24 protein-coding genes and 2 pseudogenes are annotated in these 25,547 nt (G+C 68.1%); 9 read left to right on the top strand and 17 right to left on the bottom strand.

Annotated features, from left to right (window positions below; genetic code table 11):
- Window positions 1-3 precede the first annotated feature (3 nt).
- The 7 genes from ACGF4F_RS34525 to ACGF4F_RS34555 all read right to left on the bottom strand — a co-directional run bounded on the left by ACGF4F_RS34525 (window position 4) and on the right by ACGF4F_RS34555 (window position 8,057).
- On the bottom strand, window positions 4-1,215 hold the full coding sequence (locus tag ACGF4F_RS34525; RefSeq protein WP_357444213.1) for a hypothetical protein: 1,212 nt from the start codon (window positions 1,213-1,215) through the stop codon (window positions 4-6).
- A 62-nt stretch (window positions 1,216-1,277) separates the two neighbouring features.
- On the bottom strand, window positions 1,278-2,861 hold the full coding sequence (locus ACGF4F_RS34530; protein ID WP_357444211.1) for an ethanolamine ammonia-lyase reactivating factor EutA: 1,584 nt from the start codon (window positions 2,859-2,861) through the stop codon (window positions 1,278-1,280).
- Window positions 2,848-4,095, bottom strand: a complete 1,248-nt coding sequence (locus ACGF4F_RS34535; RefSeq protein WP_357444209.1) for a hypothetical protein — start codon at window positions 4,093-4,095, stop codon at window positions 2,848-2,850. The genes ACGF4F_RS34530 and ACGF4F_RS34535 overlap by 14 nt, the downstream gene beginning before the upstream one ends.
- A gap of 80 nt (window positions 4,096-4,175) precedes the next feature.
- Window positions 4,176-5,177, bottom strand: coding sequence for an ABC transporter substrate-binding protein (locus ACGF4F_RS34540; RefSeq protein ID WP_393084355.1), 1,002 nt, complete (start codon window positions 5,175-5,177; stop codon window positions 4,176-4,178).
- Between the two features lie 26 nt (window positions 5,178-5,203).
- Window positions 5,204-6,208, bottom strand: coding sequence for an amidohydrolase family protein (locus ACGF4F_RS34545; protein ID WP_357444206.1), 1,005 nt, complete (start codon window positions 6,206-6,208; stop codon window positions 5,204-5,206).
- The gene (locus tag ACGF4F_RS34550; protein ID WP_357444204.1) at window positions 6,205-6,912 is read right to left on the bottom strand and encodes a 4-carboxy-4-hydroxy-2-oxoadipate aldolase/oxaloacetate decarboxylase; all 708 of its coding nucleotides are present in this window, start codon (window positions 6,910-6,912) and stop codon (window positions 6,205-6,207) included. Before ACGF4F_RS34550 ends, ACGF4F_RS34545 begins: the two co-directional genes overlap by 4 nt.
- Window positions 6,909-8,057, bottom strand: coding sequence for an alcohol dehydrogenase catalytic domain-containing protein (locus ACGF4F_RS34555; protein ID WP_357112278.1), 1,149 nt, complete (start codon window positions 8,055-8,057; stop codon window positions 6,909-6,911). Before ACGF4F_RS34555 ends, ACGF4F_RS34550 begins: the two co-directional genes overlap by 4 nt.
- Window positions 8,058-8,191: 134 nt before the next feature.
- Here ACGF4F_RS34555 and ACGF4F_RS34560 point away from each other — a divergent pair, with 134 nt between their 5' ends.
- Window positions 8,192-9,124 (top strand): ABC transporter substrate-binding protein, encoded by a 933-nt coding sequence (locus ACGF4F_RS34560; RefSeq protein ID WP_357444202.1) that lies wholly within the window; start codon window positions 8,192-8,194, stop codon window positions 9,122-9,124.
- Window positions 9,125-9,149: 25 nt separating this feature from the next.
- Here ACGF4F_RS34560 and ACGF4F_RS34565 read toward each other — a convergent pair whose 3' ends face one another.
- From ACGF4F_RS34565 to ACGF4F_RS34590, 6 genes are all read right to left on the bottom strand, one after another.
- The gene (locus ACGF4F_RS34565; protein WP_357444200.1) at window positions 9,150-9,758 is read right to left on the bottom strand and encodes a 2,3-diphosphoglycerate-dependent phosphoglycerate mutase; all 609 of its coding nucleotides are present in this window, start codon (window positions 9,756-9,758) and stop codon (window positions 9,150-9,152) included.
- Complete coding sequence (locus tag ACGF4F_RS34570) at window positions 9,758-10,606, bottom strand: alpha/beta hydrolase (RefSeq protein ID WP_357444198.1); 849 nt, start codon at window positions 10,604-10,606, stop codon at window positions 9,758-9,760. The genes ACGF4F_RS34565 and ACGF4F_RS34570 overlap by 1 nt, the downstream gene beginning before the upstream one ends.
- Window positions 10,607-10,630: 24 nt before the next feature.
- Window positions 10,631-11,452 carry a 3-methyl-2-oxobutanoate hydroxymethyltransferase gene (locus ACGF4F_RS34575; RefSeq protein WP_357444196.1) on the bottom strand — a complete coding sequence of 274 codons (822 nt, stop codon included), beginning with the start codon at window positions 11,450-11,452 and terminating at the stop codon, window positions 10,631-10,633.
- Entirely contained in the window at window positions 11,449-11,940 is a 492-nt protein-coding gene (locus ACGF4F_RS34580) for a hypothetical protein (RefSeq protein WP_357444194.1), read from the bottom strand. The genes ACGF4F_RS34575 and ACGF4F_RS34580 overlap by 4 nt, the downstream gene beginning before the upstream one ends.
- Before the next feature lie 6 nt (window positions 11,941-11,946).
- Window positions 11,947-13,227: a Rieske 2Fe-2S domain-containing protein gene (locus tag ACGF4F_RS34585; protein ID WP_357444192.1), complete on the bottom strand. Its 1,281-nt coding sequence runs from the start codon at window positions 13,225-13,227 to the stop codon at window positions 11,947-11,949.
- 98 nt (window positions 13,228-13,325) lie between these two features.
- Window positions 13,326-13,649: a 2Fe-2S iron-sulfur cluster-binding protein gene (locus ACGF4F_RS34590; protein ID WP_357444190.1), complete on the bottom strand. Its 324-nt coding sequence runs from the start codon at window positions 13,647-13,649 to the stop codon at window positions 13,326-13,328.
- A gap of 331 nt (window positions 13,650-13,980) precedes the next feature.
- On the opposite strand from ACGF4F_RS34590, the gene ACGF4F_RS34595 reads away from it, so the two are divergent.
- The 7 genes from ACGF4F_RS34595 (at window position 13,981) to ACGF4F_RS34625 (ending at window position 20,898) form a co-directional block, all read left to right on the top strand.
- Window positions 13,981-14,718 carry a transposase gene (locus ACGF4F_RS34595; RefSeq protein ID WP_393084363.1) on the top strand — a complete coding sequence of 246 codons (738 nt, stop codon included), beginning with the start codon at window positions 13,981-13,983 and terminating at the stop codon, window positions 14,716-14,718.
- Window positions 14,719-15,128: 410 nt separating this feature from the next.
- Window positions 15,129-15,644 (top strand): hypothetical protein, encoded by a 516-nt coding sequence (locus tag ACGF4F_RS34600; RefSeq protein WP_393084366.1) that lies wholly within the window; start codon window positions 15,129-15,131, stop codon window positions 15,642-15,644.
- A 323-nt stretch (window positions 15,645-15,967) separates the two neighbouring features.
- On the top strand, window positions 15,968-16,513 hold the full coding sequence (locus tag ACGF4F_RS34605; protein WP_357444186.1) for a hypothetical protein: 546 nt from the start codon (window positions 15,968-15,970) through the stop codon (window positions 16,511-16,513).
- A gap of 996 nt (window positions 16,514-17,509) precedes the next feature.
- Window positions 17,510-18,169 (top strand): hypothetical protein, encoded by a 660-nt coding sequence (locus ACGF4F_RS34610; protein ID WP_393084369.1) that lies wholly within the window; start codon window positions 17,510-17,512, stop codon window positions 18,167-18,169.
- Between the two features lie 347 nt (window positions 18,170-18,516).
- The gene (locus ACGF4F_RS34615) at window positions 18,517-19,527 is read left to right on the top strand and encodes a hypothetical protein (protein ID WP_393084372.1); all 1,011 of its coding nucleotides are present in this window, start codon (window positions 18,517-18,519) and stop codon (window positions 19,525-19,527) included.
- A 136-nt stretch (window positions 19,528-19,663) separates the two neighbouring features.
- Entirely contained in the window at window positions 19,664-19,975 is a 312-nt protein-coding gene (locus tag ACGF4F_RS34620) for a transposase (protein WP_393084375.1), read from the top strand.
- Window positions 19,936-20,898, top strand: a complete 963-nt coding sequence (locus tag ACGF4F_RS34625; RefSeq protein WP_393084378.1) for an IS3 family transposase — start codon at window positions 19,936-19,938, stop codon at window positions 20,896-20,898. Before ACGF4F_RS34620 ends, ACGF4F_RS34625 begins: the two co-directional genes overlap by 40 nt.
- 74 nt (window positions 20,899-20,972) lie before the next feature.
- Here ACGF4F_RS34625 and ACGF4F_RS34630 read toward each other — a convergent pair whose 3' ends face one another.
- From ACGF4F_RS34630 to ACGF4F_RS34645, 4 genes and pseudogenes are all read right to left on the bottom strand, one after another.
- Window positions 20,973-21,218: a hypothetical protein gene (locus ACGF4F_RS34630; protein WP_393084381.1), complete on the bottom strand. Its 246-nt coding sequence runs from the start codon at window positions 21,216-21,218 to the stop codon at window positions 20,973-20,975.
- Window positions 21,215-21,634: pseudogene (locus ACGF4F_RS34635) on the bottom strand (hypothetical protein). The gene ACGF4F_RS34630 and the pseudogene ACGF4F_RS34635 overlap by 4 nt, the downstream one beginning before the upstream one ends.
- A gap of 397 nt (window positions 21,635-22,031) precedes the next feature.
- Window positions 22,032-22,859, bottom strand: a pseudogene (locus ACGF4F_RS34640) (transcriptional regulator); the annotation flags it as partial.
- A 33-nt stretch (window positions 22,860-22,892) separates the two neighbouring features.
- A protein-coding gene (locus tag ACGF4F_RS34645; RefSeq protein ID WP_393084384.1) for an IS3 family transposase occupies window positions 22,893-24,292 on the bottom strand; the annotation gives its coding sequence in 2 pieces (ribosomal slippage) (window positions 22,893-23,959 and window positions 23,959-24,292; 1,401 coding nt in all).
- A gap of 380 nt (window positions 24,293-24,672) precedes the next feature.
- On the opposite strand from ACGF4F_RS34645, the gene ACGF4F_RS34650 reads away from it, so the two are divergent.
- The gene (locus ACGF4F_RS34650) at window positions 24,673-25,353 is read left to right on the top strand and encodes a hypothetical protein (protein ID WP_393084387.1); all 681 of its coding nucleotides are present in this window, start codon (window positions 24,673-24,675) and stop codon (window positions 25,351-25,353) included.
- The last annotated feature ends 194 nt before the right edge of the window (window positions 25,354-25,547 follow it).

Genomic DNA, 25,547 nt, shown 5'->3' on the forward strand with positions numbered 1-25,547 from the left:
CGTTCAGACCGCCGGACCGTCGAACTGTGGGTTGCGGATGACGCCGGTCAGTTCCGACTCCGGGATCGCCAGGATCGCCGGCTCGTCGAAGACGTCGCCCATCTGCGAGGGCACACCGGTCTTGGCGCACTCCTCCAGGAACTTGCGGTGGATCCGGTTGTCCTGCTCTTCGTACTCGATCTGACGGCCGCCCTTGGAGACCGAGACCGCGCCCTGGCCCTCCGCGCTCTTGCGACGCAGCGAGATGAACGGGTAGCGCCGGCTGCCCAGGCTCATCGCGACGTAGCGGGCCGGCTGGTCGCCGGTGTTGAAGTGCTGGTGGAACATCCAGAACGGCGGGGTGTACATGATGCCGTGGCGCCACGGCAGCTCGACGAAGTCGGAGTCGCCGTCGTACCAGAGCAGTGAGTAGCCGGAGCCGTCGACCGCGTGCACGTGGGTTCCGGCGGCGTGGCGGTGGGCCTTCTTGTAGCGACCGACCGGCATCTGCGAGACGTGGGAGTGCATGGTCCCGTCCGCGAGCACGAAGTTGACGTTCATGGAGCCCTTGCCGCGGCCCTCGAACTCGTAGAGCTTGAAGCTGGTGAGGTCGTTGACGAAGTTCGTCTCCCAGATGTTCTGGACCTTCACCGAGTCCTTGTTGAAGGTGTCGAGCTTGCCCTCGCCGTCGAAGTACTTCGGGTCACCGACGCGGCCGACGAAGTCGTGCTGGTTGTCGAACACGAAGTCGAGGTCGTGGTAGAGGTTGATCGTCAGCGGGGCGTCGTTGGTGACCGAGAGGCGCACCGGCTCCGAGCCCGAGCCGTTGAAGATCTGGTACCGGCAGTTGAGCGGGATCGCGAAGAGCGCCTTCGGGCCGAACTCGAACGTCCGCTGGGCGCCGCCGGGCAGCCGGACGACGACCGATCCGTGGCCGGCGAGGACGAAGAAGAACGCTTCGTACAGGTGGCGCACGACCTCGGTGTTCTTGCGGGGCTCGATCTCCAGGACGTAGTTGGCCATGAAGTCACCCATGCCCTTGGTGTGCGCGAAGCAGCCCTTGGCGCCGTAGCGCTCCCAGAGTCCGGTCTCCAGGGTCAGCAGGTCGTGACCGAAGTCGAGGTGGATCGGGATGCCCTCGCCCTCGGCCCAGTCCTTGTACGGGTCGACCAGGTAGCCCGGCTGGGACGGGGCCTGCTCGACCTCGTGCGGCCGGGGGGCGGATGCAGTCGTCATGTGAGCCATGACCTCCTTGGGCGGTGAAGTGGATTCGGGTGTGTACGTGACGCGGGCTGGCGTCAGTGCGCGCCTGCGAGCGACGGGCGGTCCTCGCTCGAGGCTGCGTTACGACCCAGCGCCGCGGTGGTCGGGAACACCAGCGACTTGATCACCACCGGGACGGCACCGGTGGCAGCCAGCAGCGCGCCGATGTCGACGAAGTCGAACGCCTGCAGCCTGAGCCCGTCGATGGAGACCACCGGGACGGGCAGGTCGAGCTCCTCGTCGAGGTGGATGCCGATCAGTCCGCCGACGTCGCCGTCGCCGACCAGCACCAGCGGCTGGCCGTCGGCCGTCCACTCGGCCATGCCGGCGACGACACCGCGGCAGAAGGCGTCGAGCCGCCCGAAGGTGGCCGACCCCTCCCAGCGGTAGCACAGGGCGACCGGTTGGTCCTTCGGCATCGCGTCGAAGTGCTTGAGCTCGTCGCGGACCGTCGCCGCGATGAGGTCGGCGTCCAGCTCGTCCGCGCTCAGCGGCAACTGCGGCGTGAGCACCGGGACGTTGCGCAGCGGCAGCAGCGAGGTGGGCTCCACGAAGATCGTGGTGCCGCTCACCTGCACGGTGTACTGCGAGGCGCCGACGACGGTGGCACGGATGCCCTGCTCGGCGGCCTGCAGCTCCGGGCCCCAGCCGTCCACACGCCGGCGGATCGCCTCGGCCAGTCGGGGGCCGAGGTCGCCGTGGTCGCTGGTGTCGCGCCCGTAGACGTACTCCGCGACACCGCCCGAGAACGAGATCGCGTCCGGGTCCGGACCGGCCGGAAGCGGGTCCAGGCGCAGCAGGTCGGCCGTCGCCGCGGCCGGCGTACCGCTCTGCATGGCGGCGTACAGGTGGTCGGCCATCACATCGACGAGCCGCGACAGACCGTCGCGGTCGGGGACCTCGCCGATCGCCAGGGCGAGGTCGGCCTCGGCTGCGAGACGGCGGCCCGCCTCCTCGATCCGGGTGACCCTGCCTTCCGCGTCGAACGCGACGATGCGCGCCCCGACGTCGATCGCGGTGAGTGCCTCGACCTCGCCGTCGTGGCACACGGCGATCTTCGACGTGCCACCACCGATGTCGATGTTCATCGTGCGGTTGCCGTTGCGCTCGGATCTCTTCACGGCACCGGACCCGAAGGCCGAGAGCTGCGTCTCCAGCGCGTCGCCTGCGCTCACCGAGACGAACTTGCCGGCGAGCTGCGAGAACACGTCGGCGATGACGCGCGAGTTGGTACGCCGCACCGCGACGCCGGTCATGATCAGCGCGCCGGTGTCGATCTGCTCCGGCTGCACGCCCGCCAGGGCGTACTGCTGGTCGAAGAACTCCCGGAGGGCGTCACCGTCGAGGGTGTCCCCTCCGGCGTCGCCCGTGCTGTAGGGCGTGAGCAGGACCGCCGACTCGTGGGTCACCTCGCGCGAGATGACCTGGTAGCGGTTGTCCCGTCGCTCCAGCACGATCTGCGACAGCACCATGTGCGTCGTGGACGAGCCGATGTCGACGCCGACGCTGACGAGGCGGACCTGGTCGTCCTCCAGGATCAGGCTGCGGCCGCTGCTGGTGAAGATCCGGCCGCCGGCGTGGTCGAGCGGCGTGGACTCGGCCGGGTCACTGAATCCCATCGGCCATCTGCCGCTTCTCGTAGTCCCACTCGATCCCGGCGGGCTTCTCGTACCAGGTCGGGTCCATCCGCAGCTCGACGCCGTTCTCCTTCAGGAGCGCCTCGTACTCCTCGCGGACGTGCGGGTCCTCCTGCCAGTACGCGATCGCGGTGCCGCCCTCGTGCAGCTCCCGGGCCGTGTAGTCGGTGTGCTTGCTGCCGGGCGCGCCCGGGTCGCGACCCGGGTTGTGCGGACCGAACCAGGCGCTGAGGCGGAACGGCTCCTTTGAGACCGAGAAGTGCTGGTGGTACCAGCGCTGACCGCCCGGAGCGGCGGTGATAAAGCCGAACTGCTCGTAGTCCAGGCGCTGGACCTGGTCGCCGTTGCCGTCGGCCCACGGGGTTGGGCCGAGGTGCTCGGGCCAGGTGTGCGTGTAGCCCTTCCCCTTGAGGCAGATCAGGATCGCCGCGGAGGTGTGCGCGTGGGCCTTCGAGTAGCGGCCGTTCTCGTGCTGGGCGATCCAGTAGTAGAACTGGTTGTTGGTCATCATCGGCTCGACCCGGCGGTAGCCGGGCGACCGACGGTTGTCCAGGGGCAGGTCGCAGTTGACGACGTCGGGGATGAAGTTGGTACGCCGCATGGCGAGGCCGCGGACAGGGTCCGGCTCGACTTCCTCGCGGTACTTGTAGAAGTCGTCGGCACCGCTGAAGCGGTCACGGAAGATGAAGTCGTTGTTGAAGACGGCCTCGACGTTGTTGAGCTGGTTCAGCACGTTGGGGGCGGTGTTGCCGGCCATCAGCACGGCGGGCTTCGAGGTCGCGTTGACGATCCGGAACCAGGCGTTCATCGGGATCGAGAACATCGAGCCCTTCTGCCACTCGAAGACGTGCTTGTTGACGTCTCCCTCCTGCCAGACCTCGCAGGTGCCCCGCCCCTCGACGGCGAGGTAGATCTCCTCGAACATGTGCTTCTCGGGGTTGAGCGCGCCGCCGGCGGGGACCTCGACGACGAAGTGGCCCCACTTGGTCTCGGTGCCGTAGGTCTGGATGTAGCTGCCGCGGCCGCCCTTGCGCTCCCAGTCCTGCAGCGGCAGGTCGAGGACAGTGCGAACACCGAGCCCACGCCACACCGGAACGCCTTCGGACTCCATGAACGAGTCGTACGGCGTCGGCTGCTTCTTGAAGTCGCCGAACCCGGCCCGAGCGTGCCCCGTCGGCTCCCGCCAGACCTTCGCCGTCGTCTCGTCATCGGACATCAGTGAGCCTCCCGTGGGGTAGCGTGTCGCGGTATGGTCCAAAGGTTAGACCAAATAGTAGGGAGCGGCAACCGTCACCCTCAGATGACGAAGCTCTCCAGGGTCTCCGGGGCGAACAGGTCCTCCGGCCGCAACAGCTTCGGCGAGAGGCCCTGGGCGTGGTGATGGCCGAGGAACGACTCGAGCACGTGCCGGTTGGGCTCCAGCCCGTAGGACCACAGGTCGTCGCCGAGCAGCGCCCGGTCGGCCTCGGCGTGCTGGATGAGCCAGGGCGACATGAAACGCAGCGCGGAGGAGTCCAGGAACGCCTCGTAGGCCAGGCCCTTGGCCCGAGTGAACGCCTGGTGGAGCGACTGGGCGATCCAGCGGTCCGCCTCGTAGACATCCCGTCGGATGGCGACCACGTGCATGATCGGGAAGATCCCGGTGCGGGCGTAGTACGCCTTCTCGGCCGCGACGGGGTCGGCGAACAGGCGACGTACCCGACCGTCGTCGGCATAGAACGAGCTCGGGATCCGCGGACCGTAGAACGCGTCGATTTCGCCGGTGTGCAGCATCTCGGCGAGCGTGCGGTCCGCCGGGATAGCACGGACGTCGAAGGGCACGTCGATGGCGCCCTTCTCGACCCGACCGGGGGTCTCCTGACCACCGGTCAGGTAGCTGACCGAGTCGACCGGCACGCCGTGCTCGTCGGCGAGGATGCCGCGGATCCAGACGTTCGCGGTCAGCTGGAACTCGGCGTTGCCGACCCGCTTGCCGCGCAGGTCGCCGGGCTGCTCGATGCCGCTGTCGGCGTTGACGAAGATCCCGCCGTGCCGGAACATCCGCGAGGTGAAGACCGGGATCGCCACGAACGGCGACGGCTCACCGGCCGCGACAGCACGGCTCAGCGCGGCCGAGTACGAGGACAGCGACATCTCGGCCACGTCGAACTCGCGGTGCCGCACCATCCGGAAGAAGGTCTCCTCCACCGGCAGCCGCAGGTAGGTGAGGTCGATGCCGTCGGGACGCACCGAGCCCTCCCACAGCGCGCGCGTGCGGTCGTAGTCGCCGCAGGCGAGCGTCACCGGATGGCGTCGCATCGGCAGCTCCTCCTCGTCGGCAGCGGTCAGCGGCCCAGCCGCGCGGCCAGACCCGGGTAGACCCGCAGCGCATTCTCACTCATGACCTTCGCGCGGTCCGCATCACTCAGCGACGCCGCCTCGAGGTAGCGCAACGTGTCGTCCCACTCGATGCCGGTCGCCGGGTCGGCGCCTCGCACCGCACCCAGCATCTCCGAGGCGAAGAGCACGTTGTCGGCCGGGACGACGTCGAGCAGGAGGTCGATGCCCGGCTGGTGGTACACGGCGGTGTCGAGGAAGACGTTGCGCCACAGGTCCGCGGGGTCCTGCCAGCCGTTGCGCATCGCCAGACCGCGGAAGCGGCCCCAGTGATAGGGCACCGCGCCCCCACCGTGCGGGATGACCAGGCGTAGCGCCGGGAACCGCTCGAAGAGGTCGGACTGGAGCAGCTGCACGAAGACACTGACGTCGGCGTTGAGGTAATGCGCACCCAGCGTGTGGAAGTTGGGGTTGCACGCCGTGGAGACGTGGACCATCGCCGGAGCGTCGAGCTCCTCGAGCACCTCGTACACAGGGAACCACGACTCATCGGTGATCGGCTTGCCGGCCCAGGTGCCCGAGGGGTCGGGGTTGAGGTTGACCCCCACGAAGCCGAGCTCGTCGACGGTGCGGCGGATCTCGGTGACGACGCCGTCGATGTTGCCCGCCGGCGTCTGCGGCAGCTGGGCCACCGGCGCGAACGTCGTCGGGTAGAGCTCGGCGATGCGGTGCACCAGGTCGTTGGACGCGCGCGCCCATGCGGTGGCGGTGTCGGCATCGGCTACGTGGTGCTCCATGCCGGACGCCTTCGGCGAGAAGATCATGACGTCGCCGCCCCGCTCTCGCAGCACCCGGAGCTGGTTGGCCTCGACGCTCTCGCGCAGCTCGTCGTCGCTGATCGGCGACATCAGCGGAGAGACGCCACCGGATGCCAGGGCTGCCAGCTGGGCGTCGCGGAACGCCTGGAGCTGGCCGGGCGCGGTCGTGTAGTGCCCGTGGATGTCGATGATCAAGAGTCGGTCTCCTTGACCCAGTCGGCGTAGTCGACGTAGCGCGCACCGGCCCTCTTGAGCAGCGGGCGCATGTTGTTGACGTCGAGCGCGATCTCACCGGCCTCGTACCGTGACCGCGCGAGCGCCTCCTTCTCCTCGCGCGCATGGGATGCGGCGAGGACCTCCGCAGCCCGGAGCCGGGCGACGACCACGACTCCGTCGTCGTCGGCGACGATCACGTCACCGGGCGAGACGATCCGTCCGGCGATGCTGATGGGGACGTTGACGTCACCGAGCGTCCCCTTGACGGTGCCCTCGGCGGAGACCGCCTTGGACCACACCGGGAAGCCCATCTTGTTGAGGTCCGCCACGTCGCGGACGCCGGCCTCGATGATCAGCCCACGTACTCCTCGCGCCTTGAGCGAGGTGGCGAGCAGGTCTCCGAAGTAGCCCATGTCGCAGGGAGCCGTCGGCGAGACGACGAGGACGTCGCCTTCGCCGCACTGCTCGACGGCGACCCCGATCATCGTGTTGTCACCAGGAGCGACCGTCGCGGTGACCGCGTTGCCGGAGATGCGGACCCCCCGCTGGACCGGATTGATGTGCGAGCCGAGCAGGCCGGAGCGACCCTGCGCCTCGTGCACCGTGGCGACGCCGAAGCCGCCCAGCGCGTCCGCCACCGCGCGGTCGGCGCGGGGCGGGTTGGTGACGATGAGGCCGCTCAACGGACGGCTCCGCCGGGCTGGCCGATCAGGGCGGGCATCATCGAGACGTGGATGGCGTCCTCGTCGGTCTCGCCGGCGAGCACCCGGATGGCGTGGTCGACCTGATCGATGCCGTAGCGGTGCGTGGCCAGCTTCTCCAGGGGGAAGCGGTGGGAGGCCAGCTGCGCGACGGCGAGCTCGCACGCGTTGAACGAGTGGCCGCGCGCGGACTTGATCGTGATCGCCTTCTCGGTGATCTTCTTGACCGGAAAGTCGGGGAACGCCGCGAGCTCACCCTGGATGAGCAAGGTGCCCCCACGTCGCTTGAGCACGTCGACGCCGAGCAGCACGGGAGCCGTGCCCGCGCGTGAAGTGCAGTCGAGCACATGGTCGAGACCGCGACCGCCGGTGAGGTCCATGACCTTCTCCCGCGGGTCCTCGGTCATCACGTCGATGACGGCGTCGGCGCCGAGCTCCATGGCCAGCTCGAAGCGAGCCTTGTCGCGCGTGGTGCCGGAGACGATGACCTGGGCGGCACCGGCCGTCTTGGCGGCGACGAGCTGGGCGAGGCCCTGCTGACCGGGGCCCTGGATCAAGACGGTGTCGTTGTAGCCGACGCCGGCGGTGAGCAGCGCCCACTCGATGCCGTTGGACAGCGGCATCACCAGGCCGGCCTCTTCGGCGGTGATGCTGTCCGGGATCTTGTGGAGGACAGCGTTCCAGGGCAGGTACATGTACTCCGAGAAGCCGCCCCACAGGGTCCCCTCGAAGCCGGTCGAGGTGTAGCCGAAGCGGCGCGCGTCCGGGTTCGTGCGCCAGTCGGTGGCCTCGCAGTGGCGGTACTCGCCGATGCGGCACCATTCGCAGTTGAAGCACGCGACGTAATGCTCGACGAAGACGCGGTCGCCCTCCTGCAGGCCGTGGCGCTCCTTGAACCTCTCGCCGGCCTCGGCGATCACGCCGACGTTCTCGTGGCCCATGATGACCTCCCCCTGAGTCGCGGGGCTGGTCGGCGGGGTGGAGTAGAGCTTGACGTCCGTGCCGCAGATGCCGGCGACCTCCACCTCGAGCAGAGCAGACTCGGCGTCGATCCGCGGCCTGTCGAACTCGCGCATCTCGGTCGTGCCGGGTGCGGTCCGGACCGCCGCGAGCACCTTGTCGGTCATCGATTCTCCCTCGCCGCAAACCGTCATTGGCAGAATGGTCTGACCAGCATATCATCGGGTCATGAGGCGGGTCACTGACTCACCTCCAACGGCCTATCTGCCCGAGATCCGCTGCGCCGCCCGCGAGGAGCCCCATGCCCGAGCTGCTGACCCTGACCCGCCCGCAGGGCGCCAACCGAGCCCTTGTCGATGGTGAGATCGACCTTCCGGGCTACTCGTTGGCGTTCGCCGACGAGCCGGTGCTGGTCAAGGGCTTCCGCAAGATGGTCCGCGGTCTCGAGTACGACATCGCCGAGATGGCGCTCACGACGTACCTGACCGCCAAGGAGCACGGCGCCGCCTTCACCGCCCTCCCGGTCTTCCTCGTCCGCGGCTTCCACCACGGCAAGATCCAGGTGCTGCGCGACGGCTCGATCAGCACGCCGAAGGATCTGACCGGGGCCCGGGTCGGCGTCAACCGGGGCTACACCGTGACCGCAGGCGTCTGGGCGCGTGCGGCGCTCGCCGAGCACGGGCTCGACCTCGACTCGGTCACCTGGATGCTCTCGGGCGACGAGCACGTGGCGACGTACGTCCCTCCGACGAACGTCGTTCCCGCGCCCGAGGGCCGCTCGCTCGAGGAGATGCTGCTCGCCGGTGAGCTGGACGCGGTCGTCAACGCCGGGATCGAGCACCCCGACGTCGTGCCGCTCATCCCGGAGCCGACCGAGGCGGGGATGAGGATGCTTCTCGAGCGCGGGATCTTCCCGATCAACCACCTCGTGGTCGTGAAGGACTCGCTGCTCGCGGAGGACCCCGACCTCTCGGTCGCGCTCTTCGAGGCGTTCGCGGAGGCGAAGCGTCGCTACGTGCAGAAGCTGGGCCGCGGCCTCGTGGAGAGCAAGGACGACCGGCTGCTCGGCCGGATCCTGGCCGAGACGGGGGCGGACCCGCTCCCCTACGGGCTCGAGGCGAACCGAAAGGTGCTCACCGAACTGCTCGAGCATGCCCGCGCCCAGCACATCCTGACCGGCTCCCTCGCACTGGAGGACGTCTTCGTCGCCAACACGCTGCGCCTGCACGACTGACAGTCGTCAACCCGTCCGGGACAGGTCAGCAGACCCGGCGCAGGCCGCTGCCGGCCTCGTAGACGCGCGCGCTCCCGGTCGGCACCACGAGCGCCGAGGCGTCGTCGTCGCTGAGGCCTTCGAGCAGCTGGGCGAGCATGCGGAGCGCGTTGCCGTGCGAGACGACCAGGACGGTGTGGCCCGCGTCGAGGGCGGGGAACAACTCGTCGTCGACGTACGGTCGCAACCGCTCGCGTACGTCGGACAGGCTCTCGGCCCTGCCGTCGGCGTCGACGGGCGGCCGGGCGTCGATGCCACGCCGCCAGCGGGCGACGCGAGCGGCGCCGTAGCGCTCGGCGGCCTCGGCGCGCGGCATCCCCTGCAGGGCGCCGTAGTGGCGTTCGTTGAGCCGCGCGGTGCGCAGGACCGGAGCATCGGGAACCCCGCACGCGTCCAGGATGAGGTCCGCGGAGTCGCGCGCGCGAGCCAGCAACGACGTGTGCGTGACGTTCGGCGAGATCCCCTTCGCGCGCAGCCGGACGCCGGTCGAGCGGGCCTCTTCTCGGCCGGCCTCGGTGAGCGCGACGTCGGCCCAGCCCGCGAACCGGTCGGCCGCGTTCCACGCGCTCTCACCGTGGCGGGCCAGGACGAGCATCAGTGCCGCCCGAGGAAGTCCAGCACCCGCCGCTGGGACGACTCCGGGGTCTGCTCGGCGACCGGCACGTCCCAGTACTCGTTGTCGGGCAGGCACTCCTGCAGATAGCGCGCAGCGGAGCGGGTGTGGGAGAGATCCTCACCCGGGACGATGAGCGCCGGGACGTCGAGGACCTGCAGGTCCTCGGGCTCGGGGCCGGGCACGGTGTCGCGGTCGAAGAGGAGCCGAGCCGTTCCGCTGACGATGGTGGCGTAGCGGCCGGCATCGCGCCCGGCATAGCTCGCCGCGAAGGCGTCATCGGTGCGCAGCGCCGCCGCCCACGGGCCGACCCGTGGATCCTTGCTGAAGCCGGCGTCCGTCGAGCGGGCCAGCTCGACGACGGCCTGCAACCCGTGTTCCGCGACGAAGCCGAGGTGCTGGGTGAAGCGGCGCTGTTGAGCGGCGCGGTAGGTCACCCCACCGGCCGGGGAGAACAGAACCATCGAGCGCACGCGCTGCGGGTGGGCGACCGCGAGCAGGGCGGCGGTCGAGCAGCCGACACAGCCGCCCATCGCGTGGGCGTCCTCGATGCCGAGGTGGTCGAGCAGGGCGACGGCCTGGGCGACGTACTTGTCCCAGGACAGCCGTTCGAGCCGGCCACCCGACCGCCCGGACTCGCGCCGGTCGAAGACGATGCAGGTGTAGCTCTGCGAGAGGGCGGGGATGAAGCCGAGATCCTTGTACCGGCCGAACGTCGTCCAGTTCTCGAGGCTCGAGTCGAACCCGCCGGGGCTGAACATGAGAACAGCCGGCCCGCTGCCGATGCTCTCGTAACGGGTGGGGATGCCGTCGAGGTCGACGATGGGCACGGCTGCTCCTCTGTGTCTGGTGCTCTACTTCTGTCCGCGGAGCTTCCGGGCGCCGCGGATGTCGGAGGCGCACTCGACGAGCGCGTCGTAGGCCACCTTCGCGACGTTGGCGTAGGTGTCGGGCTCCTTGTCGACGTTGCCCGCGTCGTAGCCGATCGCGGCCGTGACCATGCGGATCCGGCCGTCCAGCCAGGGGCCGCCGCCGAAGCCGCCGAGCACCGGGATGTCCACGGCATCGACCACCACCGGGCCGACGACCGGACCGGAGTTGGTGAAGTTGAGCGCAACGGCGCCGGCCGCCTCGAGCCGTTTGGCCTCGGTGACGAGCTGGTCCAGCATCTCGTCCGGGACCTGGGCGCTGCTGGCGGCGGAGTACTCGATGCCGTACTTCAGCGACGTCTGGGGCGTGATGCCGAACTGCGGGAAGACCGGGATGCCCGCACGCGTGATCGCCTCGACTGCCTCGGGGTGCTGCGAAGCGCCGTCGAGCTTCACCAGGTCGACACCGGCCTCCTTCACCAGTCGGACGGCGGCCCTGACTGCGGTCGCAGTGCCCTCCTGGAGTGGCCCGAACGGGAAGTCGGCACTGAGCAGGGCTCTCTGCACCCCGCGGCGCACCGCCTTGGCGACGACCAGCAGCTCGTCCAGCGTGATCTCGAGCGGGTGGGCATGGCCCCACAGGTTCACCCCGACCGTGTCGCCGACCGAGACGATGTCAGCGCCGGCGCGGTCGGCCAGCTGCGCCATCTGGTAGTCCCAGGCGACGAAGCAGACACTCTTCTCACCCGCGGCCTTCATCGCCCGGAGCGACGGAACGGTGACCTTCGGCGTCGTCCCCATGCTCATGCCCGGGTCGCTCGGAGCAGCTCGACGAGGTCGTCCTCCTCGGCCGGGACCAGCAGGATCCGGGCGTGGGGACGGAGGTGGAAGAGCGCCTCGCTGGTGAGGGCACCGGGTGTGACGACCAGGCCGGCCGTCATGATGCCGCGGACCTTGCAGGCGGCACCGATCGTGCCGACGGCCTCAGCGTTGGAGCCGTCCACCGACACCAGGACGACGGTGTTGCTGTCGTCGAGCGCATCGGCCAGCTCGACCGACTCTCCGGCTGTGGTGACGAGAGTCAGCCCCGGGTCGGTGACGCTGTAGAACCGGGCCTGGCCCCACTCCATCGAGGCCGTGCGACGCACGATCTCCTCGGCTGCGGGGTCGAGCGCGATGACCCTCGTGTTGCGTGTCGCCGCGAGCGGGTAGTCGATGCGGAACGCCGCCTCCTTGGCGGTGGTGGCCTCGGCGCAGGCGCTGACGCCGGCCGGGATCGAGAGCTGTTTGGCCACGGTGACTCAGACCGTGGTCTGGGGGACGCCCGGCTTGGCGATCATGGCCTCGCCGATCCCCTCGACGAAGGACTGGTCGGCGGGCAGCACGATGGCGACCGAGCGCACCTTCTGGTCCTGGGGCCGGTTCCCGACCGGCTCGGTGCCTTCCTGCAGCGCCAGCGCGGCCTTACGGAGCTTCTGACGGGCCTTGATGATGCCGGCGTCGGTGGCGACGAGGCGCTCCTTGGTCCGGTCGACGATCGGACCCATGGACTCCTGGAGCGAGGAGTCCTGCAGCGCGATGCCCTCGATGCCCGAGTACGTCTCCCCGCGGCGCTGGGCCTCCCGGTCCATCAGGTAGTCGTTGTCCTTGTTGGCGAGCGGGCGGTAGGCCGCGTCGTTGGCGCTGTGGACACCCTTGCCGGCCCGCATGGCGGCAACCTCGGTCTCGGTGAGCTCGCGGGTCGGGTGGTAGTCGAAGCTGTAGGCCCAGCAGTTCTCGTCGTCGATCGGCACCCAGAAGTGGCCGTGAACCGGGTGGTCGCCGCGCGGAGGCACCATGGTGAAGTTCGGAAGCACCCACGGCGTCACGCGCCAGTAGTAGTGCCCTTCCTCGGCGTTGCGGCGGGCGCCGATGAGCAGGCCACCCTCGGAGTCGACGACCTCGAAGAACGGCTTGAGATCACCCTTGTTGTACTCGTTGCCCTTCGACCCCTGGAAGAGCGGGTCGCTCTCCAGGTTTCCGCCGTGCAGAAACGTGACGTGGCTGGAGTCAATGCCGCCCTCTAGCGCCTGGAGCCAGTTGCACTCCTGGAGACGCTTGGACGTGAACGCCTGTCCGTCCGGGACCGTGTAGGCCTCCCACTCCGGCAGCGGGGGCTGCTTCGCGGGGTCCCCGAGGTAGGCCCAGAGCACGTCACCGCGCTTCACCATCGGGTACGACTTCAGCTTCACGTTGGCGCAGAAGTTGCTGGTCTCCGGCTCGCTGGGGACCTCGATCGCCTGACCGGTGTAGTCGTACTTCCAGCCGTGGTAGGGGCAACGCAGCCCGCCCTGCTCGTTGCGTCCGAACCATAGGGAGACGCCGCGGTGTGCGCAGAACTCGTCCATCAGCCCGTAGTTGCCGTCGGAGTCGCGGATGGCGATGAGCCGCTCCGAGAGGATCTTCACCCGGACCGGCGGGCAGTCGTTGTCCGGCAACTCCTCGGCCAGGAGCACGGGCTGCCAGTAGCGACGGAAGAGCTCACCCATCGGCGTACCGGGGCCCGTCTGGGTGAGGAGTTCGTTGATCTCGGTGCGAAGCATCGTGGGTTCCTTCCGGTCTGACGTATAACTATCAGACCATTAGACAGAAGGCAATGGGCGCGAGCCCGCCGAACAAGCGGCGCTAAAAGACGGCGGAGTCAGGGCTGCGTGGGCGGAACGTCGACCGTCAGGCCGTCCAGGTCCTCGGTGATCTCGATCTGGCAGCCGAGCCGACTGCAGTCGCGTCGGTCCTCGACGCCCAGGTCGAGCAGGTCGTCCTCGAGGTCACCGGGCCCGCCGACGGTGGCCGTGAACTCGTCGCGGACCCAGACATGACACGTGGCGCAGGAGTTGTTGCCTCCGCACTCGCCGATGATGCCGGGCACTCCGTTGCGGAGGGCCGCGCTCATGACGTTCTCACCGACCGCCGCATCGACGATCCGCGTGTCGCCGTCACTGCCCACGTACACGACCTTCGGCACCCGAAAGCTCCTTCTCAACAGCCAATGGCCTAACCATTCTACCGAGGATGCGACCTGCGTCAACCGCCACGTGCTCATCGAGCCGAAGCTGCCTGGCCAGCGCGCGCGGTTGGTTCGGTGTCGGTCTGTCGGGTCATCGCCGGGGGCACCACGACGCCGTCATGCAGCGGCCTCGGCTCGGATCTGCCGACGTCGGCACGTCGCGCGGGACAGACCTCGGCAATTCAGAGTGATTCGCGCGCATCGAGGTCGGTGAGGGAAAGGTGCAGCCGACCTGCAAGGATTTGGTTGCCTAGACCGTATCCACAGTAGAATCGGATGCACCTTTCTGGTGAGCAAGCGTAGCGGATGGGACGAGCGGCTATCGGTAGCCGCCGGTGGGAAGGGCCTGGTCGGTCACGCTGGCACGGTTCTGCTGCGGCGGTGCGCGGACCGGACCGGGTTGACCAGGGCGTTGAGCGCGGTCGCGCCGAAGGGTAAGGGGCCGGGCTGGTGGGACCGGGGCGCGATCCTGGTGTCCGTGGCGGTGTCGATCGTGCTCGGCGCGACCAGCATGTCCGATATCAACCTCCTCGCCCATCAGGTCGGCGTGTTCGGTGGCCCGCCGTCGGACTCCACCGTCCGCCGCACCCTTGACGGGCTCGACGCGGCAACGCTGACCCGGATCGCCAAGGCCCGCGCGAAGGTCCGCCGCCGGGTGTGGGACCTACTTGCCAAGCGCCCGGGCGGGTTCCCGTGGCTGTGTGTGGCGGGCAAGCTGTTGACCGGATGGGTCGTCATCGACCTGGACGCCACCTTGATCACCGCGCACAGCGACATGCAGGGCGCGGCGGCGACGTTCAAGAAGGGCTTCGGCTTCCACCCCTTGGGGGCGTGGTGCGCCAACACGATGGAGTCCCTGGCGATGCTGCTGCGGCCGGGCAACGCCGGCTCGAACACGGTCGCCGACCATGTCCGGGTGTTGGGTGAGGCCCTCGCGCAGGTCCCGCTGCACTACCGCCACAAGATCCTCATCCGGGTCGACGGGGCCGGGGCACCCACGAACTGCTGGAACACCTGCAACAGATGAACACTGCCTGGCGCACGGTGCGGTTCACCGTCGGGTGGACGATCACCGACACTGACGAGGCCGCGATCGCCGACCTGCCCGCCACCGCCTGGAGCGACTCGCTCGACCAGGACGGCGCCGCCTGGCCGAGGGCATCATCAGGGCGTTCGCGTGCGGGCTGTTCACGCCGCTCTGGATCGCGGCCCGCCAGCCGCTTCCCGGCCGTACGGCCGCCGCTGGCTGTCGTTCCTGGTCGTCCTGTCACAAGTCGATCAACGGAGGCAAGCGACACAGCTGGGCGCGCAGACGAGCAACCGCCGCTGCGCTGATAGATCAGTAGCCAGCCGGGTCCACTCCGCGCTGTCGAGCCCACAGATCTTGCGAGTACCCGAATCCTGCGGATCAGTCTATCGCTGATGTTCAATATAGAGATGAATGATTTGAAGGAGGTCCCGTTGCAGCACGCGGCGGAACTCGACAGCCCCGACTTGCTCGGCTGGTGGATACGACAGCCGAGCCGGCGAGGCCATCTGCGGGCACGGCGCCTGACAACACCACATCCACAGGGCATCCGGTTTGCGTTCCACGGCCGAATGTCGACCAAGGAGTTCCAGGATCGGTTGTCGTCGACGCGGTGGCAACGCGACTTCGCCGAGGACCTGGTCGATGGCCGAGGCGGGATCGTCGCTGAATTCTTCGACGTCGGCTGCTCCCGGCGGCTGCCGTGGCCGCAACGCCCACAGGCCGCGCGGCTGCTCGCCGCCCTGGCCGATCCGGATCGTGAATTCGACGCGATCGTGATCGGCGAGTACGAGCGCGCCTTCTACGGCGACCAGTTCCGCCAGCTCGCCCCAATGTTCAAAATCTACGGTGTACCCCGACCGGCTGCGCGGCGCAGCCCGCGAGCTGACGAAGGCTGGGCTGCGACGGGCGGCGAAAGCCGTTGACCGCTTCGCCGCGATGCTTGGTCCCGACCCCGGAGAAGACGCGGTGCAGGCATGGGTGGACGCCTACTTGCGAGTAGACGTGGCCCTCGACCTATGTTGATGCGGATCCGAGGGGTGGCGCAACGGCAATGCCTCCCCCCGCGGCGGCTGGCTCGCCGCTGAAGACGGCCTGGCAGCAGCTTGCGAGGACGTGCAGAGCCGTGCTGGGAGCGTCGGGGTTGGATGACCTTGTGATCACAATGCAGGCGGTAATCGAGGTTCCAGCGTTCGACGCCGGATCGCCGCGACCATGGCCAGTGGCCTCGATGGCACCCTGCTCGTGGTTGGCGCTCAACGCCGGATGCACCGATGAGCAGGTCGGGATGTTCGTGGCCGCCCTCGCTGATCGGATCGATGTTCCGCCTTCTGTGGGGCGGGATGAGGTCATGGACGCGTTGCTGGCTCAGGAGTTTCTCATCGTCGCGGGTGGCTTGCAGGTGCGCGACACCGCCACCGGGATGGCGGTTGTGCCGGGCTGCTGTGCCGGGCTAGAGGAATGGCGGGAGTGGACGCAGGTCATTTCGGGTGGTTCGCCGTGGTTGGGCCATGACCCGGGCCCGGAGGCTGAGGTGGTCGGCGACAATCTTCGGGTGTGGCAGGACGGCGGCCCGAACCGGCATCGTGGCCGCTGGGCCGGGCTCCACGTCGACATGCCTCGTAGTGCGCTGCCTGAGCTGCTTGTGCGTGCACAGCGGGATCTGGCCGGCTTCCTCACCGCCCTCACCGGGTGGGCCGAGCGGGCCGGTCTGGAGCGGCGAGGGATCGACTTGGTAGAGGCAGTCGACACCAACTTCACGATCACGCCGCCACTGGACTTGGCGAGCAGCTAATGTCTCGCCGCGGAATCGTGTACGGCCTGGCAGGGCACGCCCTCGCCACCCTCGTCTTCCTGGGCGTGTTCCTGCTCGACCCCGAAGACCCGGCCGACCGCGCCGCAGCCGCGGTGGGCCTGTCGGTCCTGACGGGTGTGGTCGGGTCAGTAGTCACGCTTGGCGTCGCACTCCGCCGTTCAGTACGAGGTCACCGAGACAGGACCCTGGCGGGGATGCTCACGGCGTGGGCCGTGGGCGCAGTCATCGGAACCATTGCCGCTGGCTTCGTGCTAGTTACGACGTCGGACTGGAGCGATCATTGCCCATGCAAGGCCCCGATCTCCGTATTTTGACGAAGCTGGCGAGGCCATCCGCTTGGGAACACGGGGCACCGGGGGCCGGTCATTGGACGACGAAGCCCTGACACGAGACCTCCTTTGGCCTGGTTGCCGACCTCGTCGTGCACGTAATCCTTGATGCGAAAACTTCACCACCGCCGAGGCACGCACCTGGTGGATCGACGGCAAGTGCGCTGATCGGATCGCACCCCGACACGCCCCGCGACCTCCCACCCGTCGATGTCGACCTCATCGCGATCGCGCCGCTGGTCGCCGCTTCGGGCCTGCCCTTCGTCAGCGTGGATCTCGCTCTGCGGGCTGATGGGTGTGGCGCGTCGTCGAACTCGGCGACGGTCAGGTCAGCGACCGCCCAACCTCCGTTGACCCCACGACTTTGTCACCGCGCTACTCACCGACACCCGCTGATCCGTCCAGCCGTCCAGGCGCCGCCGCTCCCCCGTCGCTGGTCGTCTGGTACCGGCCGGCCATAACCGCGATCCGGTGATGGGCAGCGGATTGCTCGGAAATACTCCAGTTGCCTCCACCCGCGCTCGCCACATAGTTTCGGATCATGGATCCGGTGCGGGGAATGGACGCTCAAAGCCCCGGACCTGGTAGCGGCCCCGGCCTAGCAGCGGCATTCCCACGAGCCCTCCACGCCGACGTCACCGCCGCAATGGAGCTGATGTCGGCTGCTTCCCTCTCACCAGTTGGGTCGTTCGACGTCTCGGTCGTCAGCGAACGCGTCTGGATTCCGTACCGCCTCTACGCCGACGAACCCGCCGTTGAAGCCCAGCGCACGCTGGCGCCGTTGCAGCAGGCCGTCCTGAGCTGCCTCTACAGCCGGCATCACGACGGCTACGTCCGGCAGCGGCACATCGAGAGAATCGCGCCCCGGGCCGAGGACTGGATTGCTCCGTTCGTCGTTCACCTGATAGGCGAGTACGTGCTGGAGATCGTCCTCCGTATCAAGGACGAACTCGCCGACATTAGACTGCCAGGCACCGCCATGCATACCGTCTACGGCCGCTTCGCCGCGGCCAACGCCAACTTCATCACCCTCACCAGCCAACGCGCGGCCAGCTACTGGAACTGCTACCACCGGCACCGTTACCCGAGGTCGCCGAGTACCCCGCGACGATCCTCCTCACATCGATCCGCGACGCAGCTCGATGCCCGTCACGCCCGCCCGATGACCAGCGAGATGAGCCTCTCGGACCGTGCGCGAACCTGCTCCACCGAGGTGCGCACGGTCCTGGACGTTGCGGTTGCCGCCCTGCCGCCGAAGGACGCCCGAAACCTCCGCATGCAGGTCGCGGCTCTCGATGAGCTGTGATGAAGCGGCGCAGGGCATCTCGCTCGGCTCGGACGCCTCCGACCTGGTCAACCGGTCCACCGACGGACTGGGCCCGGTCCTCGTCGATGGCCCGCGGACCCAACTCGACCCCCACACTGGCAGGATCGGGCAACGCTTGGTCTTCGTGGCCCGTGCCTGGCTGTTCCGGCCGTTACTGTCCGCCGTCGTCCGGCCCCCGGGCGCCGTCTTGGCTACCCGCCTGGCTGCTTGGGCAGCGGCCCAGACCAACGGATTGAGAGAACTCACGCCCGGCCATGGCCACCCGTCACGACCTCGGCGGGGCCGCTGCCTACGATGTTGCCTTACGCGTTCACAGGGAAGGCGACATGTCTGAAGGCATCAACGCGGAGAGCCTGATCGCTCTGGCTGATCGCCTGCGAGCCAAATCAGCGCAAAACCATGAACGTCTCGAGCTGGTCACCAGGTGCGAAGGCTTGCCGTGGCTTGCCCATGTCCCGGCTGCCACCGAGTCATGCATCAACATCCTCGCCCAGATCGACCCGAAGACCCGCTCGATGCCTTGCGAGCTCGGTATCTCCTCGATGGAGGTGCCCAGCGCCCTGACCACCTTCCGCCGTTGGTGGCCAAAGGCGGTCATCGCCATGGGCGATCCCGGGCAGCCCGATCCGCGGAAGCCGTTGAAGCCCGGCATCGTGCAGTGGCGTTTCGACGGTGTCAACGCGTCGCCGGCGTTGGACCCGCCGAGCGCCGCTGGTTCTGCCGCTATCGCCGCTCACTTTGCTGGCCTGCCATGGGAGCCACCGCCGATGATGTATGAGGCGGCCGCTCCGCTTGGCGACATTGAGGTAGAAGACCTGCTGGCTAGCATGGTTCATCCGCCGCAGATGCCGGAAGGCCGGTGGGATCGCCTGCCAGGCTCGTGGGAACGCTACATCCAGGCGTGGTGCTGCCTGGGCCTGCTGCACCATCGACCGGAGCAACCCTGGTCTGCGTCGGCCAGACGACAAATGTTGATCGAGCTTGCCTACGGTGTCGAAGACTGGATTACCGAAGCCGCGCTCTATGCGCTGGTCACAGCGGCCTGGGTGGACCCAGCGTGCCGCTCGGACGTCGCAGGGCTGGTGGAGACCAGATATCGGATGATGCGTGAGGCGGCCAAGACCAGACCGCTCACGATTGGCGTCTCGGTCGCACAGCTGGTTTACATAACCCCAGGAATGCCAAGCGAAACCCTTCACCATGCAGCGGATCTGACCGCTGCATTCCAGGAGTGGCCAGGCAATGGCAGCGCCGCGCTTGGCGGATCACCCGCGCCACCGCCGCGGCGAAGGTCGCTGTTGGACAGGATTCGTCGCCGCCGAGCGGACAACCCATAACGGGACTTGTGGAGAGCCCGGTGCCGGGACGACCCAACGGCACGCCGGGTTCGGGAGGCGACCCAAGGAATGAGCCACCCCCGCTTTCATGGAGCTTCTTGATCATGGTCTGATGGCCGTGGGGAGGAAGTCGTCCGTGGCAGCACCGAAGAAGTACCCCGATGAGCTGCGCCAGCATGCTGTGCGCTTGTATCGGGAGTCGGATCCGAAGCCGGTGATCCGGCGCCTGGCCGAGCAGTTGGGCGTGCATCACGAGGCGTTGCGGAACTGGATCCGTCAGGCCAAGGCTGACGCGGGTGAGCGTCACGACCGGCCCACCAGTGAGATGGCCGAGGAGAACCGTCGGCTGCGTAAGGAAGTCGCCGAGCTGCGGCGGGCGAATGAGATCCTGAAGGCGGCGAGCGCGTATTGCGCGGCGGAGCTCGACCCGACCCGGCGACGGTCATGACGTTCATTTATGAACACCGTGACCAGTTCGCGGTCGCGCTCCTGCTACGGGTCTTGAACGTCGGCGCCTCGACGTACTACGCGTGGGTCAAGCAGGTCGAGCAGCCTTGCGACCGGAACGTGGTCGATCTGGGGTTGTTGTCCAACATCCACGAGATCTGGGAAGCGTCCGGGCACACGTACGGCGCGGACCGGGTGCACGGGCAGCTCCGCCGTGACGGCATTCGCGTGGGCCGCAAGCGGGTGGAGCGGTTGATGGCGGCCCAGGGCTGGCAGGGTGCGTTCCTGCGTCGAGGCTGGCGGGGCGGCTCCACGAAGCAGGACCCACGGCACACGCCGGCGCCGGATCTGGTCAACCGGCAGTTCACCGCAGCCGGTCCGAACCGGCTCTGGGTCGCCGGCGCCACCCGCATTCCCTGCGGCGAAGGCGTGTTCTGGCTGGCCGCGGTCCGTGACGCGTTCTCCCGCCGGATCGTCGGGTGGAAGACCTCCGACCGCTGCGACACCGACTTGATCCTCGCCGCCCTCGAATACGGGATCTGGTCCCGCGACGTCCGCGACGGCGAGTTGATTCATCACAGCGACAGGGGATCGAACTATACGTCGTTCCGGTTCGCGGAACGCTTGCAGGACAACGGGATCCTGCCGTCGATGGGGTCCGTCGGCGACTCGTTCGACAACGCGCTCATGGAGAACTTCTGGTCGACGTTGAAGATCGAACTCGTCTACCGCACGAGCTGGCGCACCCGCGACGAGGCCGAGAACGCGATCTTCGCCTACATCGACGGCTGGTACAACACCCGCCGGATCCAGAAGGAACTGGGCTACCTCAGCCCCGACGAGTACGAAACCGCCTGGCACACCCGCCAGAAGGAACCAGCCCAACCAACAATCGCTACCCCTGCAGCAGCCGGCAGCAGGTAACCACCGCTCCATCAAAGCGGGGGGAACTCAGAAACGGGCCGGTCGAAACACCAGTACCGCGCCTTGGGTCGACCTCACACTGCTGGCGTCGACGGATCAGCCGCCCTGGCCCATCCAAGGAAGCGGCGGTGCAGCACGCCGGCCGGCGTCCAAGGCATGTCCTCGGTGGCCTGGACGAGGTAGGAGCCGAGGTAGAGGGCGAGCGACACCGGAGCATCTGCATACTCCGCGCGAAGCTCCCGCCTCCGCGTCGGGCAAGGCCACGGCAGGCCGCAGCCTCCGCAGCTCCAGACCGGCATAACCGGGCCATGGGCGGTCACCGCACACCCTCCAGGAACCGGGCGGTGATCATCCGGGCCTGCGGGCTGGTTGCCCATTCCACCTGCCAGCACGGGTACGGGGCCAGCCGGGACCACCACGCGCGGCATCCAACGCACAGGCCATCGAGCCCCTGCACGTGCACCGACAGAATCACCTGTTCCTGGTCGTCTTTCACGGCGTCTCCTCGCCCGGCCAGTGGCCACGATTGATGGGGATGCGGTGCCGGGCACGGCAGGGCAGATCAGCTCCACAGCGGCAAACTTGTCGCCACTTCCGCCAGGACCACACAGGCCGGTGCCTGCGAGCCAGGGTGAGGGCAACAGCGACCAGGTACTCCTCGTACGAGACCCGTTGTGTCCGGGACATCGGAGCATCGTCGACATCCGCGCGCAGTTCCCGGCGCCGGGTGGGGCATGGCCACGCTGCGCCACAGCCGCCACAAATCCAAAGAGGCAGCACCGGCTTGTGGGCGGTCATACGCCGTGCTCGCCGAAGCGCGCCCCAGAGTCATGGGCGAGCGGCCCAGCGTCCGGTGACGAGTGCTGCTGTCTGCCTCGCGCCTGGTCCAACAGCCGCCGCCGGGCTGCCTCCTGCTCCCCTGCCTGGATGCGCTGTCCGATGCCAGGGACAGCCGGCGGCGACGGGAGGTACCGGCTGACGATCCGCCGCAGGAGTCCGACAGTCAACGTCACGTGTCCAGCCCTCCGTGTCGAGGGCGCGGAGGGGCCCTAGTGATGCACTATTCCGCGCCCGAGTGCACTGAGGACCAGCGTCACGCCGCGCACGCAATCGATCCAGAAGGTGACTGTCCGCTAACCAACTGCACTGTCCGCTGGCGGTCGGCGTCCAGGAGCATACTCGGTGCACAGGTCGCGCAATGTCGCCGCTTCCGGCACCCCCGTCTGCTCAACCTTCGCCAGTAACTCCACAGCCCGCCACCAGTTCGACGGCACCACGCGCCCGGACAGCACAGCCTGTGTCCCGAGAACGACCGCCTCGTCCGGCTGCCCGGCGGCGACCAAGGCAAGGCCAAGGTCGAGACGAGCCGACGCGGACCGGCGGGGCCGCGCTCCCCCATCGCCGTCCGGGTCCAGGTCGGCCAGCACCGCCCGCGCTACCTGCTCGGCACCTGGGTCACCCGCCCATGCCAAAGTCGTGGCCGTGTACGCGGCGGCCTTGGCCGGGTCGTAGCGATAGTGGTGCTCGGCTCGCTCAGGAACGGGCAGATTCGCCGTCAGCCGCTCTACCCGGTCCAACGCTCGCCGGGTCGCACCGACGTCCCCCATCCGCGCCCACGCACGAGCCTCCTGAGCAGTCGCCTGAATGCAGGCAGAGCTGCCCTTCGGGGCGACCCGCTGAGCTTGGTGGGAAAGATCGAGTGCCGTCCGATAGTCACCTTGAGTCAACACGTCCCAGGCCCGGGTTTCCAGACACCAGGCCTGGATCTCGGCGTGCTCAGCGTGTTCGGCAAGATCACGAGCGGCCCGCAAATGAGCAGCCGCCGCATGCCGTTGCCGCAGGTCGATGTGAACAGTGGCCCGCAGCACCGCCAACCAGCCGCCAGCAATCAACAACCGCCGTCGTTGAGCAATCGTGACCCGTCCATCCAGCAACCGCCCGACATAGACGAGGTGCCGCCGCGGAACGTGTCAAGGGATTGAGGCCGACGGGAGTTAAGCGGCTTGTCGTTGCGGCTCGGGCTTGTTGATCCAGACCTGTTCGGGCAGGTCGAGGATCTTGGGCAGGGGCCGGGTGGTGCCGTACCGTTCCGGGTGCGCCGTCCGGGCTGCGGCGAGGGTGTCCTCGCGGTTGGCGCGGACGGTGTGGTGACGGCTGTGGTGGACGTCGGCGGGGGTGTGCAGGCCGATCCCGGAGTGCCGGTGGGCGTGGTTGTACCAGGTCACGAAGTTGTTCATGAAAGCTCGTGCGTCCGCGAGGGACGCGAATCGGTCCGGGAAGACCGGCGCGTACTTCAACGTCCTGAACCAGGCCTCGCTGTACGGGTTGTCGTTGGACACCTTCGGCCGGGAGTGCGAGCGAGTCACGTCGAGGTCTTCGAGCAGGTCAGCCACCGATTTCGACGTCATCGACGTGCCCCGGTCGGCGTGCACGACGTGCGGGATGCCATGGACACCGAACACCTCGCGCATCATCGACTCCGCGAGGGGGCCGGACTCGCGGGCGTGCACACGGACCCCGACGATGTACCGGGAGTAGATGTCGATCATCACGTAGGCGTCGTAGTAGATGCCCTTCGCCGGTCCGGCCAGCTTCGTTATGTCCCAGGTGTAGACCTGCCGCGGGCCGTCAGCGACCAGCTCGGGACGCCGGCGGGCCGGGTGCCGGGCCAGCCGGCGACGCTCGCGAACCTGCGCGTGCTCGCGCAGAACCCGATACATGGTGGCGATCGAACCGACGTACACGCCCTGGTCCAGCAGCGCCGCGTAGATCTGGGCCGGGGCCGCGTCAACGAACTCCGGACTGTTCAACAGCCGCAGGACCTGCTCACGTTCGGCCGGGGTGAGCGCGTTCGCCGGCGCCCGCCGCACCGGCGCCGCCGGTGTCGGCCGCCGCCGATCGCGTTCGGCGCTGGACCGGGCGATCCCGGTCAGCCGCTTCGCGTCCCGCGTCGTGATCCTCGCGCTGGTCAGCGCATGATAGGCGGCCATCAGCGCCTGCCGAGCCCGAACACGTCCGGACCGTCCGGCTCGCTCCTGGAGATGTCCTCCAAGAGCTCGCGCGCTTTTCCCATGATCGTCAACGCCGTCTCGGTCCGTGCCAGCTTCGCCTGCGCCAACTCCAGCTCACGGCGCAACCGGGCGATCTCGGCCTGCTCCGCCGACGGCCTCCCGACCGTCTCCCCAGCCGGCTTGCCCTGCAACAGACCCGCGTCGCGGGCCCGGCGCCACTCCGACATCAACGACGAGTACAAGCCCTCACGCCGCAGGAACGCACCGCCCTCACCAGCCGCGACGGCCTGCTCATACGCGGCCAGCAGCTCCAGCTTCTGCCCTGGCGTGAACGACCGGCGTGCCCGCGGCCCGCCTGAACGCGGACCCTTCTTGCGACTCATGACCCCATCCTGGGCCGTCGCGACGTCAACAGCAGTATTCAACGCTTCTCGATCCTGAACTCGCCCTGTCCGGCGGACTTGCTATGAGCCGCTGGCCTCAACTCACCCTGGCAGACAGGGTTGGGCCGAGCAGTGCTTGGCCCGGCTCGAATCGCGGGTTGCGGCTCGCTCGTAGCTTTGGCTGCCAAGAGCAGGACCGTCGAGGCGCTGCCCGCGGAAGGCGGCATCCTCATCTCGGTATCGCCAACGGGACAATCGCCGCAAATCGGCAGCGATATACGTCCAGCTGTGTTCAGCGGTAGTGACTGCCACCCGACCGGCGGTAGACGAGTGCGTGCCCATCGCTTCGGGGGGTGGCATCGATACGCGAGGATTGTGGGATGTCTGACCCTGCCGCCCGCCTTGTGCCACACATCGTGGCGCTAGTTGACCACGTCCGACATGTGGACCTATCCATCGAGGCGCACCCCCGCAGCAGCTACGGCCACGTGGGTGCCATTCTCGTCGATGCAATTCTGCAGGCTGGGATGCGATACGAGACGGTTAACGCCCGGGCACGTCGGTTTCGCTCCGACCAGCCAGGGGCGGATACAACAAGCGGTCTGTTGGCGCTCGGCGGCCCGGACAGCCTACGTGAGATTCTCAAGTGGCCCGGCAGGAAGCCGGACCGCATCCATCGACTTGCGCTCCACCTGGCCGACCATGGTGTGAACACCGTCGACCAACTTGCGGTCTTCCTGACTAGCCCCGAGAACGTCACCGGACTCCGTTCGGTAAACGGTGTCGGTCCGAAGACTGCAGACTACCTCTGCATCCTCGCTGGCAAGTCGACGGCAGCTGTCGACGTTCACCTTCGTTCGTTTGCTTCCGAGGCCGGAGTTCCGCCTCTCTCATACGCCGATCTGCATAGCTGTTACCTGGGGGCCGCTGACCGCCTTGAAGTAGGTCCTCGGGACCTAGACCATGCGGTGTGGAGGTACGTCTCCGGCCGCGCGATACCAGTGATCGCCGTGAGGCCGCATCTGACACCCCACGGGGTGACGACAAGTGCAGAGGGTTAGCACCCCGATGGCAGGGCATGCAGATGGGCCAATGAGCGACTTCGTCTACCCAGTCAATGAGAACGACCCAGAAGAGTGGGGATACGACGACCCTGTACTCGTGTCAACGGACATCGGGTGTTGCGGGTGGGCGGACAGTGGGCCGCCGGGTCCGCGGACACGGTTTCTCCGGGTCCGCGGACACATGTCGTCCG

The organism is Micromonospora sp. NPDC047740, assembly GCF_043204735.1.
In the GTDB taxonomy this organism is placed as follows: Bacteria; Actinomycetota; Actinomycetes; order Mycobacteriales; family Micromonosporaceae; genus Micromonospora.

Bases quoted from the DNA above. Each gene is read 5' to 3' on its own strand.
- ACGF4F_RS34600 (WP_393084366.1), top strand. From the start codon at position 15,129: ATGAATGATTTGAAGGAGGTCCCGTTGCAGCACGCGGCGGAACTCGAC.
- ACGF4F_RS34530 (WP_357444211.1), bottom strand. From the start codon at position 2,861: ATGGGATTCAGTGACCCGGCCGAGTCCACGCCGCTCGACCACGCCGGC.
- ACGF4F_RS34610 (WP_393084369.1), top strand. From the start codon at position 17,510: ATGGAGCTGATGTCGGCTGCTTCCCTCTCACCAGTTGGGTCGTTCGAC.
- ACGF4F_RS34560 (WP_357444202.1), top strand. From the start codon at position 8,192: ATGCCCGAGCTGCTGACCCTGACCCGCCCGCAGGGCGCCAACCGAGCC.
- ACGF4F_RS34525 (WP_357444213.1), bottom strand. From the start codon at position 1,215: ATGACGACTGCATCCGCCCCCCGGCCGCACGAGGTCGAGCAGGCCCCG.
- ACGF4F_RS34555 (WP_357112278.1), bottom strand. From the start codon at position 8,057: ATGACCGACAAGGTGCTCGCGGCGGTCCGGACCGCACCCGGCACGACC.
- ACGF4F_RS34535 (WP_357444209.1), bottom strand. From the start codon at position 4,095: ATGTCCGATGACGAGACGACGGCGAAGGTCTGGCGGGAGCCGACGGGG.
- ACGF4F_RS34565 (WP_357444200.1), bottom strand. From the start codon at position 9,758: ATGCTCGTCCTGGCCCGCCACGGTGAGAGCGCGTGGAACGCGGCCGAC.
- ACGF4F_RS34615 (WP_393084372.1), top strand. From the start codon at position 18,517: ATGTCTGAAGGCATCAACGCGGAGAGCCTGATCGCTCTGGCTGATCGC.
- ACGF4F_RS34540 (WP_393084355.1), bottom strand. From the start codon at position 5,177: ATGCGACGCCATCCGGTGACGCTCGCCTGCGGCGACTACGACCGCACG.
- ACGF4F_RS34650 (WP_393084387.1), top strand. From the start codon at position 24,673: ATGTCTGACCCTGCCGCCCGCCTTGTGCCACACATCGTGGCGCTAGTT.
- ACGF4F_RS34585 (WP_357444192.1), bottom strand. From the start codon at position 13,227: ATGCTTCGCACCGAGATCAACGAACTCCTCACCCAGACGGGCCCCGGT.
- ACGF4F_RS34575 (WP_357444196.1), bottom strand. From the start codon at position 11,452: ATGAGCATGGGGACGACGCCGAAGGTCACCGTTCCGTCGCTCCGGGCG.